11 protein-coding genes, 1 other RNA gene and 1 other annotated feature are annotated in these 13,812 nt (G+C 60.9%); of the genes, 8 read left to right on the forward strand and 4 right to left on the reverse strand.

The genetic code is table 11. From position 1 onward, the window contains the following. Nucleotides 1-345: 345 nt before the first annotated feature. The 5 genes from DWY95_RS06215 (at nucleotide 346) to DWY95_RS06235 (ending at nucleotide 3,701) form a co-directional block, all read left to right on the forward strand. Nucleotides 346-684, forward strand: coding sequence for a YbaB/EbfC family nucleoid-associated protein (locus DWY95_RS06215; protein WP_055191133.1), 339 nt, complete (start codon nucleotides 346-348; stop codon nucleotides 682-684). 19 nt (nucleotides 685-703) lie between these two features. Further along, a complete protein-coding gene (gene recR / locus DWY95_RS06220) occupies nucleotides 704-1,303 on the forward strand; it encodes a recombination mediator RecR (RefSeq protein ID WP_118552804.1) in 600 nt (199 codons plus the stop codon). Between the two features lie 102 nt (nucleotides 1,304-1,405). Beyond that, entirely contained in the window at nucleotides 1,406-1,888 is a 483-nt protein-coding gene (gene smpB, locus DWY95_RS06225) for an SsrA-binding protein SmpB (RefSeq protein WP_118552805.1), read from the forward strand. Between the two features lie 69 nt (nucleotides 1,889-1,957). Continuing rightward, nucleotides 1,958-2,306: a transfer-messenger RNA gene (ssrA, locus tag DWY95_RS06230) on the forward strand. 213 nt (nucleotides 2,307-2,519) lie between these two features. Then, nucleotides 2,520-3,701 (forward strand): MBL fold metallo-hydrolase, encoded by a 1,182-nt coding sequence (locus DWY95_RS06235; protein WP_118552806.1) that lies wholly within the window; start codon nucleotides 2,520-2,522, stop codon nucleotides 3,699-3,701. Between the two features lie 66 nt (nucleotides 3,702-3,767). On the opposite strand, the gene DWY95_RS06240 is transcribed toward DWY95_RS06235, so the two are convergent. Further along, nucleotides 3,768-4,979: an MFS transporter gene (locus DWY95_RS06240; RefSeq protein ID WP_118552807.1), complete on the reverse strand. Its 1,212-nt coding sequence runs from the start codon at nucleotides 4,977-4,979 to the stop codon at nucleotides 3,768-3,770. Between the two features lie 415 nt (nucleotides 4,980-5,394). Further along, nucleotides 5,395-5,639: a binding site (T-box leader), on the forward strand. A gap of 75 nt (nucleotides 5,640-5,714) precedes the next feature. On the opposite strand from DWY95_RS06240, the gene pheS reads away from it, so the two are divergent. Continuing rightward, nucleotides 5,715-6,737, forward strand: a complete 1,023-nt coding sequence (pheS, locus tag DWY95_RS06245) for a phenylalanine--tRNA ligase subunit alpha (RefSeq protein ID WP_097792400.1) — start codon at nucleotides 5,715-5,717, stop codon at nucleotides 6,735-6,737. Nucleotides 6,738-6,755: 18 nt separating this feature from the next. Next, nucleotides 6,756-9,167 (forward strand): phenylalanine--tRNA ligase subunit beta, encoded by a 2,412-nt coding sequence (gene pheT, locus DWY95_RS06250; RefSeq protein ID WP_118552808.1) that lies wholly within the window; start codon nucleotides 6,756-6,758, stop codon nucleotides 9,165-9,167. Nucleotides 9,168-9,272: 105 nt separating this feature from the next. Here the strand turns inward: pheT and DWY95_RS06255 are convergent, their stop codons facing one another. The 3 genes from DWY95_RS06255 to DWY95_RS06265 form a co-directional block, all read right to left on the reverse strand. Next, nucleotides 9,273-9,833, reverse strand: a complete 561-nt coding sequence (locus tag DWY95_RS06255) for a transporter (RefSeq protein ID WP_118552809.1) — start codon at nucleotides 9,831-9,833, stop codon at nucleotides 9,273-9,275. A 119-nt stretch (nucleotides 9,834-9,952) separates the two neighbouring features. After that, a complete protein-coding gene (locus DWY95_RS06260) occupies nucleotides 9,953-10,930 on the reverse strand; it encodes a substrate-binding domain-containing protein (protein WP_118552810.1) in 978 nt (325 codons plus the stop codon). 14 nt (nucleotides 10,931-10,944) lie between these two features. Then, nucleotides 10,945-12,564, reverse strand: a complete 1,620-nt coding sequence (locus DWY95_RS06265; RefSeq protein WP_118552811.1) for a DUF5046 domain-containing protein — start codon at nucleotides 12,562-12,564, stop codon at nucleotides 10,945-10,947. 290 nt (nucleotides 12,565-12,854) lie between these two features. Between DWY95_RS06265 and DWY95_RS06270 the strand changes: the two genes are divergently transcribed. Next, complete coding sequence (locus DWY95_RS06270; protein ID WP_118552812.1) at nucleotides 12,855-13,643, forward strand: RICIN domain-containing protein; 789 nt, start codon at nucleotides 12,855-12,857, stop codon at nucleotides 13,641-13,643. Nucleotides 13,644-13,812: the final 169 nt, after the last annotated feature.

Here is a 13,812-nt window from a genome sequence, read left to right on the forward strand (position 1 = left end):
CAGCCCTGCTGTTCGCTTGGGCCCAATTGAGCGCAAAGCGCCGGGCCCTGTCCGAATGGGTAGCGGCTGCGGGACTGCGCTCTAACAAGGGATACTAGGCAAGCACCCGTGAATCTTAACAGCGGAGCCCGGCTGTTGCCGATTACAGAAAACTTTGCTCGTCCAGCACAGCCACTACCGACTCGCCAGAGGCTCCCCTACCAGGGGAGCTGTCGAGCCGTAGGCGAGACTGAGAGGTTGTACAAAGGAAAGCGTATTCTTTCAGAACAGGCTGTTATAGTAAGCCCAACTAAGAGATTTCGATATCCCAAAATTCTATAGGATAATAAAGGAGAACTACGAACGATGAAAGCAAGAATGCCCGCAGGTTTTGGCCGCCCCGATATGAACGCCCTGATGCGTCAGGCGCAGAAGATGCAGGATGACATGAAGGCCAAGCAGGCCGAGCTGGAAGCCGCCGAGTACACCGGCAGCGCATCCGGCGAGATGGTCACTGTGAAGATGAACGGCAAGCACGAGGTACTCAGCATTTCCATCAAGCCCGAAGCCGTGGACCCCGACGACATCGAGATGCTGGAAGATCTGGTGGCTGCGGCCATCAACGCCACCGTCAAGCAGGTGGATGAGACCGCCGAGGCCGAGATGGGCAAGCTGACCGGCGGCCTGAATATCCCCGGCCTCTGAGCCGCGGGGAGGCGTCGCCATGAGTTATAATGCAGCCCCGCTGGACAAGCTGATCGAGGAGTTCAGCAAGTTTCCGGGCATTGGCACCAAAGGCGCGACCCGGATGGCCTATCAGGTACTGAGCATGTCGGATGACGAGGCCGCCGCGCTGGCGGGCGCCATCCAGGCGGCCCACACCCGGCTCCACCGCTGCCGCGTCTGCCAGAACTATACCGAGGCCGAGCTGTGCCCCATCTGCGCCAGCGCCAAGCGGGACCACTCGGTCATCTGCGTGGTGGAAAAGCCCCGCGACGTGCAGGCGTTTGAGCGCACCCGCGAATACCGGGGCCTGTACCATGTGCTCCACGGCCTGATGAACCCGCTGGACGGCATCACGGCCGAGCAGCTCACCGTCAAGGAGCTGCTGGCCCGCCTGAGCACCGACGAGGTGAAAGAGGTCATCATGGCCATGAACCCCACCGTGGAGGGCGAGGCCACCGCGATGTATCTGGCCAAGCTCATCAAGCCGCTGGGCATCAAAGTCACCCGTCTGGCCTACGGCCTGCCCGTGGGCGGCAATCTGGAGTACACCGACGAGAACACCCTGTACAAGGCGCTGGAAGGCCGCGGGGAACTGTAAACCCGGCAAAAGTTTACAATTCCTTCAAAAACGGGCCTTGCAAAACCGCAAAAATGTGATATACTAACAAAACGAGACCAGAACAGAAAGGAGGCGTGCCCCATGGCACCTGCAAAAGAGCGTCCGGCCACAAAGACCATCGCCACCAACCGGGAAGCACGCCACGAATACTTCGTTCTGGAAGCGCTGGAAACAGGTCTGGAGCTGAAAGGCACCGAGGTGAAGAGCCTGCGGGCTGGCGGCGTCAACCTGAAAGACAGCTGGGTCGATATCGAGGACGGCGAACTTCTGGTCAAGGGAATGCACATCACCCCCTACGACCACGGCAACATCTTCAACCAGGACCCCATGCGGGTGCGGCGTCTGCTGGCCCACAAGAACGAGATCCGGCGGCTGCACCAGCAGTGCAAGCTGCAGGGGTATACGCTGGTTCCGCTCTCGCTCTATTTCAAGCATGGCCGCGTGAAGATGGAGCTGGGCTTGTGCAAGGGCAAAAAGCTCTACGACAAGCGCGCCGATGCCGCCAAGCGCGACGCAAAGCGCTCCATCGACCGGGCCGTCAAGTCCAACGGCACGTATTACTAAGATTCTCCGGGCTGTTCCAGCCGGACGAAACTCTGCTTCACCGCACACCCTCACCGGTGTGCGTTTCATGGGGGCGTAAAGGTTTCGACGGGGGGAGCGAGGCCTGGGCAGCGGGTAGCAGTGGGGGACCTGCTCTAAACTCCTCCAAAAAATTAACTGACAACAATAATTATCAGTTGCTCGCAGCCTGAGTGCTGCGCGTTCCGCCCACTCTTGTGTCGTGTGGGGCCGGGGCGTCCTTTAGACACAGCACCTGAACGGACCTAAGCTTTGCGGACCGGCAGGAACTCATGAAGCTACCAATGCGCTAGCCTGGCGACCGGCGTGACGCGGAGGGAATGTTGTTGATCGCCTGCACCCGGAGACACCTACGCTGAACTCTTTTCGGACATGGGTTCGACTCCCATCGCCTCCACCAGTAAAAAGCACCTGGATTCGTTAAAATCCAGGTGCTTTTTCTTTGCTTATACCACACTGTTTCACGCACTTTGCAATGACAGAGCCTCCCGCGCTGACGGAGAGAGATAAGCGGCTTGCAAAATGAGAACCCTTATGCTACAATAGGAAAGGTTCCTAGTAGATATTTCCGGTTCGCCGGAACAGCGATACAACAGAAAAGAGGATGTCTGTTATGAGCGTGAAAAAGATCAGCGAGGCCATTCTGGGCGTAGGTGTGGATGATACCACCATCGACCTGTTCGAGAGCCAGTACCCGGTACCCACCGGTGTGAGCTACAATTCCTATGTCATCCGGGACGAGAAGACCGCCGTTCTGGATACGGTGGATGCCCGCGCCACCGACCCGTGGCTGGAAAATCTGGCCGAGGCCCTGGACGGCACCCAGCCCGACTACCTCATCGTCTCCCACATGGAGCCGGACCACGGTGCCAACATCGCAAAGCTGGCCGCACGTTACCCGGCCATGCAGGTGGTGGGCAACGCCAAGACCTTCCAGTATATGGAGCAGTTCTTCGGCGCGGACGCCGTCGCAAAGGAACGCCGCGTGGTGGTCAAGGACGGCGAGAGCCTGAGCCTAGGCAGCCACACGCTGACCTTCGTTTTTGCGCCCATGGTGCACTGGCCGGAAGTCATGGTCAGCTATGAGTCCACCGAGAAGGTGCTCTTCTCCGCCGATGGCTTTGGCCGTTTTGGCGCAGTGGCAAAGTTTGACGAACATGCCGACTGGGCCAGCGAAGCCCGCCGCTACTTCCTGAACATCGTGGGCAAGTATGGCCCGCAGGTGCAGGCTCTGCTGAAGAAGGCGGCTGCGCTGGACATCCAGACCATCTGCCCGCTGCACGGCCCCGTGCTGACCGGAGACCTGAGCAAGTACCTGGCCTACTATGACACCTGGTCCAGCTACAAGCCCGAAGAGCCGGAGAAGATTCTGGTCGCCAGTGCGTCCATCCACGGCCATACCCGCGCAGCAGCGCACCAGATGGCTGAAAAGCTCCGCGCCAGAGGAGCCAAAGTCGTGGAGATGGACCTGACCCGCACCGATGTCTCCTACGCCGTGACCGAAGCTTTCCGCTGCGGGAAGATCGTGCTGGCCTGCGCCACCTATGACGGCTTCCTCTTCCCGCCGATGGAAAACCTGCTGGCCCATCTGAAGACCAAGAACTTCCAGAGCCGCACCATCGGCCTGATGGAGAACGGCACCTGGGCCCCCATGGCCGCCAAGCTCATGCGCACCGAACTGGAGGGCATGAAGAACATCACCGTCTGTGAGAACGTCGTCACCATCCGTTCGGCAGTCAGTGCCGCATCGGAGGCACAGATGGAGCAGCTGGCGGAAGAGCTGATCGCAAAATAAGAATACACAGCAAAAACAAGGGCCCGGCACCGGAAGTGTCGGGTCCTTGTTCTTGCTCTCACTCTCTTATTGCTTCTTCGGCCCCAGAAGCACCAGTCCGCTCACTGCGACAAGGCCGCCGAGAAGGGCGAGACCGGCACCCGCCTGACCGAAGGCGTCGCCGACCGCACCGACGAGGGGGCTGGCGGGGATCATGAGCAGACTGTAGGCCATGCTGTCCACGCTGATGAGGGTGGCGCGCTGGTCGCTGGGGATGGCGTCGTTGAGCTGTTGGATCTCATGCAGGAGGTAGACCTGCAAAACGCCTTGCACCAGCATCATGCCGAAGATGCCGCCCCAGGCAGGCGCGGTGCCCACCAGAAGGGTGCCCGCACCGCAGAGCAGGGCACAGACGGCGTAGAACCGCCGCATGGAGCGGAACCGGACCCGGCGTCCGGCCTCGGTGCCGAGGACGCAGGCGATGCCGCCCAGCAGCAGGGGAAGGAACAGCGCTTCGGTGGGCCAGCCCAGCTCAATGAGACGCTGCTGCAAAAACATCTTGGTCAGGTAGCAGGGCACCGAGATGATCGCACTGGATACGATGAGCTTCGCGGCCAGCGGGCAGGTGCGCAGAACATGCAGACTGTCCTGCACGAGCTGGATGAATTGACCGGGCAGGTCGTGCAGGGGCTGCCGGGCCCGGTTGGCCTGCGCTGCCGTGACGATGGGTTCGTTCATCCATCGGCAGGCGAGGGTGGAGACGCCCTCGAACAGGGCGCTGAGCAGATAAAAGCCTGCAAAGCCGAGGAACCGCTGGACCGTGCTGGCCAGCGAACCCAGCGCACTGGCCAGCATGGAGATCTGGGAACTGTTGGCGGAGATCTGAAGGTATTCGTCCTCGCGGTCTTCCGTCTTGAGGCTGTCGTAGACAAGGGCCGTGAAGGTGCCGGAGAACAGGGTACTGTACAGCGCGTTCAGCGCCATTGCGAAGCAGATGGCAAACAGATTCGGTGCAAACGCCATCAGCAGGTTGGAGGTGACGGCCAGCACACCGCCGGACACAAGGGCTTTTTTGCGGCCCAGAAGATCTGCCACCATGCCGCTGGGCACTTCGCACAGCAGGTTGACGATATGGAAAACACTTTCGGCCAGGCCGATCTCCCACAGGGAGAACCCCCGTGCGGCCAGCAGCGCGACCCACACGGCGTCGGTGATCCGCAGGCCGGAGAAGAAGTCGGCCGTATAAATACAGCCAAGCTGCCGCTTGATGTTGAGCGTTGATCTTTTGTTTGATTTCATGGAAAGCACCTTTCATTTTTACAAGATGAAACAGTGCCCATCCTTAGAGTCTCTTTGTACAACCTCTCCGTCACCTTCGGTGACACCTCTCCTGGTAGGAGAGGCTTTGGCATTGCGCAAACTTCATCTTTTCCCCCTTGGGGGGAGCTGGCTGCGCAGCAGACGGAGAGGGCGATTCCTAAAAATGGGCGCACTTCGAGCCGGAAATGCTTAAGGGTTTCCTTTTTTGAAGAAAACGCAGCCGTTCCAACCCATGTGGGTGCACCCTCCTTCCAGTAAAACGTTGCGCTCAGCATACCATATCCCGGCGGAAAACACAAGCGAAAACGGAAAATTGCCACAAAATCCGCTTCTGCGCTTGCAAACCGCGCCGAAATGTGGTAAGATGATTTCTGGTTATGAAAACCTGATATGCAAAAACGCAGCGACGGAGAAAGTACGTGCAGTGTGTCCGGCAAAGAGAGAAGCTTCACCGGCTGAAAGGGCTTCCGAGAGAGACGTGCACCGAAGTTCGCTCCTGAGCGGCCCGCGTGAACGGCTGAAGACAGCCTGCTAGTGCGGGACGGTGCGCCCCGTTACGGCGTTTGAGCGCCGCTCCTTATAAAAAAGAGCGGAAACCGGGTGGTACCGCGGAGTAAAGTTTACAGCTTCGTCCCCTTTGCCGAAAGGCAGAGCGGGGCGGAGCTTTTTTGTTACCCGCTGAACAAGAAGAAAACCGAGAAGGAGAGAATTTCCATGCAAGCAATGATCGACGAGCTGGCCAAACAGGCCGAAGAAAGCCTCGGTCAGGTCTCTTCCAAGGAGACGCTGGCCACGTTCTGGCAGGAATATCTGAGCAAAAACGGCAAGATCCCCGCACTGATGAAGAATCTGCGCTCCGTCGCGCCGGAAGAGCGTCCCGCCATGGGCAAGATCATCAACGAACTGAAGACCAAGGTGCAGGCGGACTACGATGCTGCCGCCGCCAAGGTGAAGGAAGCCGAGCTGGCCGCCCGCAATGCCGCCGAGACCGTGGACATCACCCTGCCCGCCAAGACCCGCGCGGTCGGCGGCCTGCATCCGCTGACGCTGGTCACCAACCAGATCATCGACGTCTTCTCCGGCATGGGCTTTGCTGTGGCGGACGCCCCGGAGATCGAGGACGACGACCACAACTTCACCCGCCTGAACGTCCCGAAGGACCACCCCGCCCGCGATATGCAGGATACCTTCTACCTGTCCGATGAGTTCCTGCTCCGCACCCAGACTTCCGGCGGCCAGATCCGCACCATGGATTCCCAGAAGCCGCCCATCAAGGTGCTTATCCCCGGCCGCGTCTTCCGTTCCGATTCCGACGCGACCCACAGCCCCATGTTCCACCAGATGGAAGGTCTGGTCGTGGACAAGGGCATCACCCTGGGCGATCTGCAGGGTGCCCTGAACACCTTCGTGCAGAAGCTGTTCGGTGCCGACACCCGCACCCGCCTGCGCCCGTCCTACTTCCCGTTCACCGAGCCCAGCGTCGAGGTCGATGTCAGCTGCTTCGAGTGCCACGGCAAGGGCTGCCCCCTGTGCAAGCACACCGGCTGGATCGAAGTTCTGGGTGGCGGCGTCGTCAACCGCAAGGTTTTGGAGAACTGCAACATCGACCCGGATGAGTACTCCGGCTTCGCCTTTGGCATCGGCATCGAGCGTATCGCCATGCTGAAATACGGCATCAACAACATCGGCCTGATGTTCGAGAACAACCTGGAGTTCCTCAAGCAGTTCCATGAATAAGAGGGGAGAGAGCAAACAATGAAAGTACCTTTCAGTTGGTTAAAAGAACTTGTCGATATCGACGTCACGGCTCAGGAATTGGAGGAGAAGCTCTTCTCCTGCGGGTTTGAGGTCGAAGAGCTGATCCCGCTGGATGCAGGCATCAGCAAGGTGGTCGTCGGTAAGATCGTGGAGATGGAAAAGCAGGAGGGCACCCACCTGACCAAGTGTGTGGTGGACTGCGGCGACTACGGCCACGACATCCGCATCAGCACCGGTGCCTCCAACATGAAGCTGGGTGACTGTGTGCCCGCCGCTCTGGATGGCTCCACCCTGCCCGGCGGCATCAAGATCAAGGCCCGCAAGATGCAGGGCGTTGAGTCCAACGGTATGCTCTGCTCCGGCGAGGAGCTGGGCCTGAACGATGACCTGTTCCCCGGTTCGGAGGTCTACGGCCTGCTCATCCTGCCCGAAGACAGCGTCCCCGGCACCGACATCGCACCGGTGGTCGGTCTGGATGACTACATCTTCGATATCTCCATCACCGCCAACCGCCCGGACTGCCAGTCCGTTCTGGGCATCGCACGGGAGGTCTCTGCCATCCTCGGCAAGCCCCTGCACATGCCCGCCATGGATTACCAGACCGTCTGCGATGCCGATGCCCCCATCACTGTGCAGGTGGAGGCTCCCGACCTGTGCCCCCGCTACATGGCACACTATGTCCGCAACATCCGGATGGGTGAGTCTCCCCGCTGGATGAAGCGCCATCTGGCCCTGTGCGGCCTGCGCTCCATCAGCAACGTGGTCGATATCACCAACCACACCCTGCTGGAGATGGGCCAGCCCATGCACGCCTTTGACCTGAACAAGGTCGCGGGCCGCACCATCGACGTCCGCCGCGCCCACGAGGGCGAGAAGATCATGACCCTCGATGAGAAGGAGTTCACCCTGAACCCCAACAACCTCGTCATCTGCGATGCAGAAAAGCCGGTGGCACTGGCTGGCATCATGGGCGGTGCCAACTCCGGCATGGATGAGAACACCACCAGCCTGCTCTTTGAGTGCGCCACCTTCGCCCGCGACTCCGTCCGCAAGACCAGCCGCGCGCTGGGCCAGAACAGCGACTCCTCCGCCCGCTACGAGAAGGGCGTGGACCGCCACTCGCCCGAACTGGGCCTCGCCCGTGCCCTGCACCTGATCCAGGAGCTGGACTGCGGCGACATCACCACGCTGGAATACGACCTGACCGATGGCCGCCCGCTGGAGCGCAGGCACATCGTGACCACCCCCGCCAAGATCTGCGGTGTGCTGGGTATCACGGTGCCTGACCAGACCATGATCGACATCCTGCAGCGTCTGGAGTTCACTGTGGACGTGCAGGCCGACGGCAGCTGGGATGTTTCCGCCCCGCTGTACCGCGAGGACGTAGAGAGCTTCCCCGACCTGGCCGAGGAGGTCATCCGTGAGTACGGCTACGACCACATCGTGCCCACCTTCCTGAACACCGCTGCCGTCACCAACGGCGGGCTGAACTACGACCAGAAGCAGCAGCTCAAGACCAAGCGCCTGTTGGCGGCGCAGGGCTTCTATGAGGCATCCACGCTGGCCTTCTACTCCAACGCCGAGCTGGACATGCTGCACATCCCCGCCGGTGATGCTGCCCGCAAGGCCATCCGCATCCTGAACCCCATCAGCGAGAACCTCTCCATCATGCGCACCCTGCTCACCCCGTCCATGCTGAATGTCATCGTGGACAACCTGAAGAAGGGCAACGCCGAGGGCCGTCTGTTCGAGATGGCACCGGTCTATCTGGCCAAGGAACTGCCCATCTGCGAGCATCCGCACGAGCGCCAGACCCTCTGCATCGGTGCCTTCGGCCCGGAAGAGGACTTCTTCACCGTCAAGGGCGCCATGGAGGCACTGGCAGCCGGTTTCGGCCTGCACTTCACCTACGAACGCGAGACTGCGCCCTGGCTGCACCCCGGCATCAGCGCCGCTGTCTACTGCGGCGGCAAGCGTCTGGGCGTCTTCGGCAAGCTCTCCAATGAGATCAACGGCGAGCTGGAGATCGCAAAGGAACAGAAGGACAGCCAGAACATCTACCTCGGTGAGCTGGACTACGAGGCCCTGATGAGCTGCGTGGACGGCGAGCTGCGCTATCAGCCGCTCAGCCCCTATGCTGCCGTCAAGCGCGACCTGGCCCTCGTCTGCGAGGAACAGGTCACCTGCGGCGAGATCGAGGAGACCATCAAAAAGGCAAGCCCGCTCATCACCGACGTGAAGCTGTTCGATATCTATCGCGGCGCAAACCTCGGTGCGGGCAAGAAGAGCATGGCGTTCTCCCTGACGCTGTCCGACCCCAGCGCAGAAGTCTCTGCCGAACAGGTCGAGCGCACCGTCAAAAAAGTGCTGGGCAACCTGAAGTTCAAGCTCGGCATCGAGATCCGCTGATTCAAAACAAGAAATAGAACAGGGCAAAGGCCGTCTGTGCAAGCTGCCCAAAACAACAGCCCCCGTGCCAAAGCACGGGGGCTGTGTGCGTTCCGGGGAGAGGAATCACTTGGCATCCTCATATTCCGGGGCATTCTCTTCTTCGTCGAGGTCCTCGGCGTGGATGCGGTCATGCAGACGCTGGCGGAACTCCTGGGCAGGGATGCCGCTCTGGTTCGGGGTCAGGTCGGGGGCAGGGTTGCCGTCCGGCAGGTGGGCACCGAACGCGGGCACGAAGAAGAACTTGCGCACAACGAAGATGAGCGCGATGGCACCCACGCTGAGCAGGTTCTCAACGGCGGATTCGTGGCCGACCACCATGTGGCGGGCGATGGCGTAGAGCAGCACTTCCAGGCTGCTGCCGGGGCTGTGCTTGGCCAGCATCTTGATGAACTCGATGCCGATGACGATGTCCAGCGCACGTTCCAGAAATGTGCGGATCTCTGCATCGTTGCCGTCGAACAGCAGGCCGGGCATCCATTTCAGCAGCGGCACGATGCTGAACAGCAGGCCGATGAGGACCAGCCCAGAGAGAGTGATCTCCAGCAGGGTGGATGCCTGGATGATGTAGTTGCGCAGCGCGGTGCGGCCGTGGCTTTCCACAGGGTGGTTGTGGGGGTTGAGCATGGTTCGTTCTCCTTCGCATCTTCACGTCTTGCGGCAGATCTGGCCGAGACCGCCAGACTTTTCTTCATTGTAGCAAAGAATGGAAACGAAGTCAAACGAATGGAACACGCGAGTAAAAATTATTGGGCGGCCACATAGCCAGACTTCTGGATGCAGGCGCGGCCTGCATCGGTGGAGAGCCAGTCGTAGACCTTGCGCTCCGGGGTGTCGGGGCCGGAATCCTGCCGGACTGCGGCATAAAACTCGTTGCACAGGGGGTAGCTCTCGTCCGCGATGGTGTCGGCCAAGGGGGTCACGCCGTCCACGGCCAGCAGCCGCAGGCCGGGCCTGGAATACATCTCCGAGATGTAGTAGTAGACCGAGAAGCCGATGGCGTTGGCCGCGTTGTTGTACTCGGCGATGTCGTCTACCAGTTCGCCCATCAAGGCAGGAGCCAGCGCGGTGGGGGCGTCCATCAGCTCGCCGCCCTGAATAAGCAGCTTCTGGAACAGGGTCTGGCTGCCGGAGTCCTCCCGGCGCTGGAAGGCCACGATGTCGGCATCCTCGCCGCCCACGTCCTTCCAGTTGGTGATCTTCCCGGCGTAGATGTCCCGGAGCTGCTGCCGGGTCAGGCTCTGGACGGGGTTGTCCTCGTTCACGATGAAGACCAGCGCGTCCCGGCCAATGGCTTTCTGGTCCAGCAGGGCACCATCGGCCTTCAGCTCTTCCTTGACGGACTCCGGGGCCTCGTAGGCGATGATGAGCCGGGTGCCGTTCTCGGTGTCGCCGTAAAGGCCCAGGTTCCGCCAGGCCCAGGCGGTGGTGTTGGTGGTCACGGCGCTCTGGGCCGCTTCCAGCTCCATGCCGGTGGTGTCGGCCATGATCTGCGCAATGAGCGGGATGCAGGCCGTGGAGCCGTCGGTGACGGGAAACTCGTCCTCGGTGAGGATGGGCGCTGCGGGTACTTCGCTGGCGGAAGAGGCGGGTGCTTCGGACGAAGCGGCACTCGATGCCGGTGCGCTGGAAGCGGCCTCTCCGCAGGCGGCCAGCAGCGCCGCCGTGGAGACGGCCCCCAGCCCCAGCAGGAAGGAACGGCGGGAAATTTTAGACTGTTTCATGGTGAAACCCTCCCTCAATAGAAGTAGTTGTTGGTCTCGTCGCTGGTGGAAGTGAAGATGCTCTGGCAGTAGATCCAGTTCCCCTCCACGTCCATCCAGCCGTAATCGAAGCCCTTGCGCGCCACGAAGACGCCCGCAGGCAGGGGCGCACTGCTGTTGTAGCGGGAGTACTCGCCGCAGCTGCCCAGCCCGGCCAGGACGACCGCGCCGTCGCTGTCCAGCAGGTCGTACAGCCAGGTGCTGCCGGGGCCGCGGTAGCTGATGGAGAAATAGAAGTCGTCCTCCGTGGCAGCCACGGGCCAGAGATAGCCGTCGAAGTCGTCGCCGTAGCGGGCGGTGAGGTCAGCCATCGAAAGGGTCTTGCTCAGCTCTGGCCCGGCGAGGGTCAGGGTGGTCACATCGTAGTTGTCGTTGTCGTACTGGCGCAGGTTGACCCAGCCGCTGCCCTGGTCGTAGAGGCGAGTGCGGTGCAGCGCTTCCAGCGGCGCAACCGTCGTGTCGGTCCGGATGGCACCGGTGTCCATATCGTAGACGCGGAGGGTGCCGTCCCTGGCGTAGATGTCCAGCGTGTTGGTGCCCAGGGCCATGTTGTAGAGGTCGAGGGTGTCGCCGGTGGTCAGGTCGTAGAGGAGGTAGCCGTCCTCCCGGTAGAGCACGGTCACGCCGGGCGCGTACCCGCTGATGGAGTCGTTAAACTCGCACAGCACGGTGCTGGTCATGTCGCTGACCAGATCCACGAGCTGATACTTGCCCTCGTCGGTCCGGAAGCTGGCAATGCCCGCGTGGAGATAGGTGACAAAGCCGCTCCGCTCCTCGCCGGTGGCCGCATTCAGCAGGGAAGTGGACTCCAGGTTTGTGCCGTCCGCGTTGTAGGTGTCGATCTCCACCCAGTCGGCGGGGGCCAGCGGGTCGTCGATCCCGGCGGAAAGGCGGTACAGCAGGCTATGAAAGTTCTGGTAGACCACGGTGCCGTCCTTTTCCTGGATCTGAACGGCAGCGTACTGGTAGAGGTCGTCGTTCTCTTCATCGGGCGCAGCATCGCCGGGGGCATAGAGGCCAAAGGCCAGCCGGTCGCCCGCCACAAGGCAGGTGTAGGCGTTTTCGGGCACGGGGTACTCAGTGCCCGAAGCAAAGTCCAGCACCCGCACGTCGCCCGCTGCATGGTCGTGCAGGGGCGAATAGGCGAAGCTGGTGGGTGTGGTCAGAACGAGCACACCGCCGGAAAGGCGGACGTCGTATTCGCGGTCAAAGGTGTAGAGCGCCTCACCCGTCCGGTCAAAGATGCCGCTGCGCCGCCCGGCGGCGGTGTCCGGGTCAGACCAGGTGCAGACGAACCAGTTCGTCTCGCCGGTCTGGCTGTCGGTCAGCAGATAGGACGTTTCGCTGGCAGGGGACTGGTGTACCACCTTGTCGCCGCAGAGGATGGTGTTTCCGCCGAGGGAGTCATAGCTGGAGAAGAGCCGCAGCCTGCCGTCCCGCAGGGAGGAGGCGTCGTATTTGGGCGGGTCCTCCTCTTGCTGGGGGTGGGACACGGGCCGGGACGGCGTGGGCAGCAGCGAACAGGAGGTGAACACCCCCGCCGCCAGTGCCAGGCCCGCCGCTGCGCAGCCGATGCGGAGTAGATTCTGTTTCATAATGCAGTACCTCACAGGTCACAGGGACGAAATGCGGATGGGCTTTCCCATTTGATTATAATACGAAACACCCGGACAATCCATTGCATTGGAACATTTGGGCATGGTTACAATTTGGTTACGGCCGAAAGTTCAGTCGAAGTTTGCAAAAGCAGATGAAAAGCGGACGCTTTTTGGTCAAAGTGCTAAAGGAATGTCGAAATCCTTGTAAAAAATTACGACAAGTGGTATAATTTAACAAGACAAAAAGATCGATTTGTTTGTGAGAAAAACATTTGGAGGGAATTATCATGAAAACTGTTGCACAGACTGTGATCGAAGCAGATCGTTTTTACACCATCGCTGCCCGCACCGGCAGCGTCATCGAGGCGGCTGCTTCCACGAAGAACGAGGAGACCGTTCGTCTGGGCAAATACGACCACAAGCCCGAACAGGAGTGGGCGTTCATCCGCGTAGGGGACGGTGTCTACCGCATCCGCAACCGCGCTTCCGGCAAGCTTCTCGACCTGATGATGACTGGCACCGCCAACGGCACCTGGCTGCATCTGTGGGAGGATGTGGGCGGTACGTCCCAGATGTGGACCGTGGAGCCTACCCCCGCCGGCACCGTCCGCCTGCGCTCTTCCTGGGCCAGCGGCAAGTGCATCGACACCGTGGGCATGGGCGTCTCCGATGGCGCACAGCTGCAGATCTGGCAGGAGACCGCCGGGGAAGATCAGCTCTGGACCATCTCCGAGGTGAAGGACCGCGCCAGCGCAAAGCGTGCTGCCAAGAAGGACGAGCCCGCCGCCGCTCCCGTTGAGGAGAAGGTCGAAGTCAAGGCAGAGGAGAAGCCCGTAGAAGCCGCTCCTGCGGTCGAGGCCCCCAAGGCGGAAGAAGTCAAGGCAGAGCCAGTCAAGACGGAAGAGAAGCCCGCAGAGGCAGCTCCTGCTGTTGAGGAACCCAAGGCCGAACCGGCTAAGATGGAGGCAAAGCCCGCAGAAAAGGCTGCCCCCGCAGCGGTCAAGACTCCGGTCAAGAAGCCTGCTGCCCGGAAGACCAGCCGCGCCGCCCGCAAGAAGGCTGCTGCAAAGAAGTGACCCTCTCAGGCATCGCGCAGCGATGCCAGCTCCCCCAAAGGGGGAGCCTTTGGCAGGTCGGGCAACTCCTGCTGAATGATGAAGGCATTTTGATATCGTAAACGAAAGTGCTCCGCTGTCAAGACCAGCGGCATCTGTACCATGCTCTGACAAAGAGCAATGGGAATGA

It is taken from the genome of Faecalibacterium sp. AF28-13AC (genome assembly GCF_003478405.1).
Lineage (GTDB): Bacteria > Bacillota > Clostridia > Oscillospirales > Ruminococcaceae > Faecalibacterium > Faecalibacterium prausnitzii_E.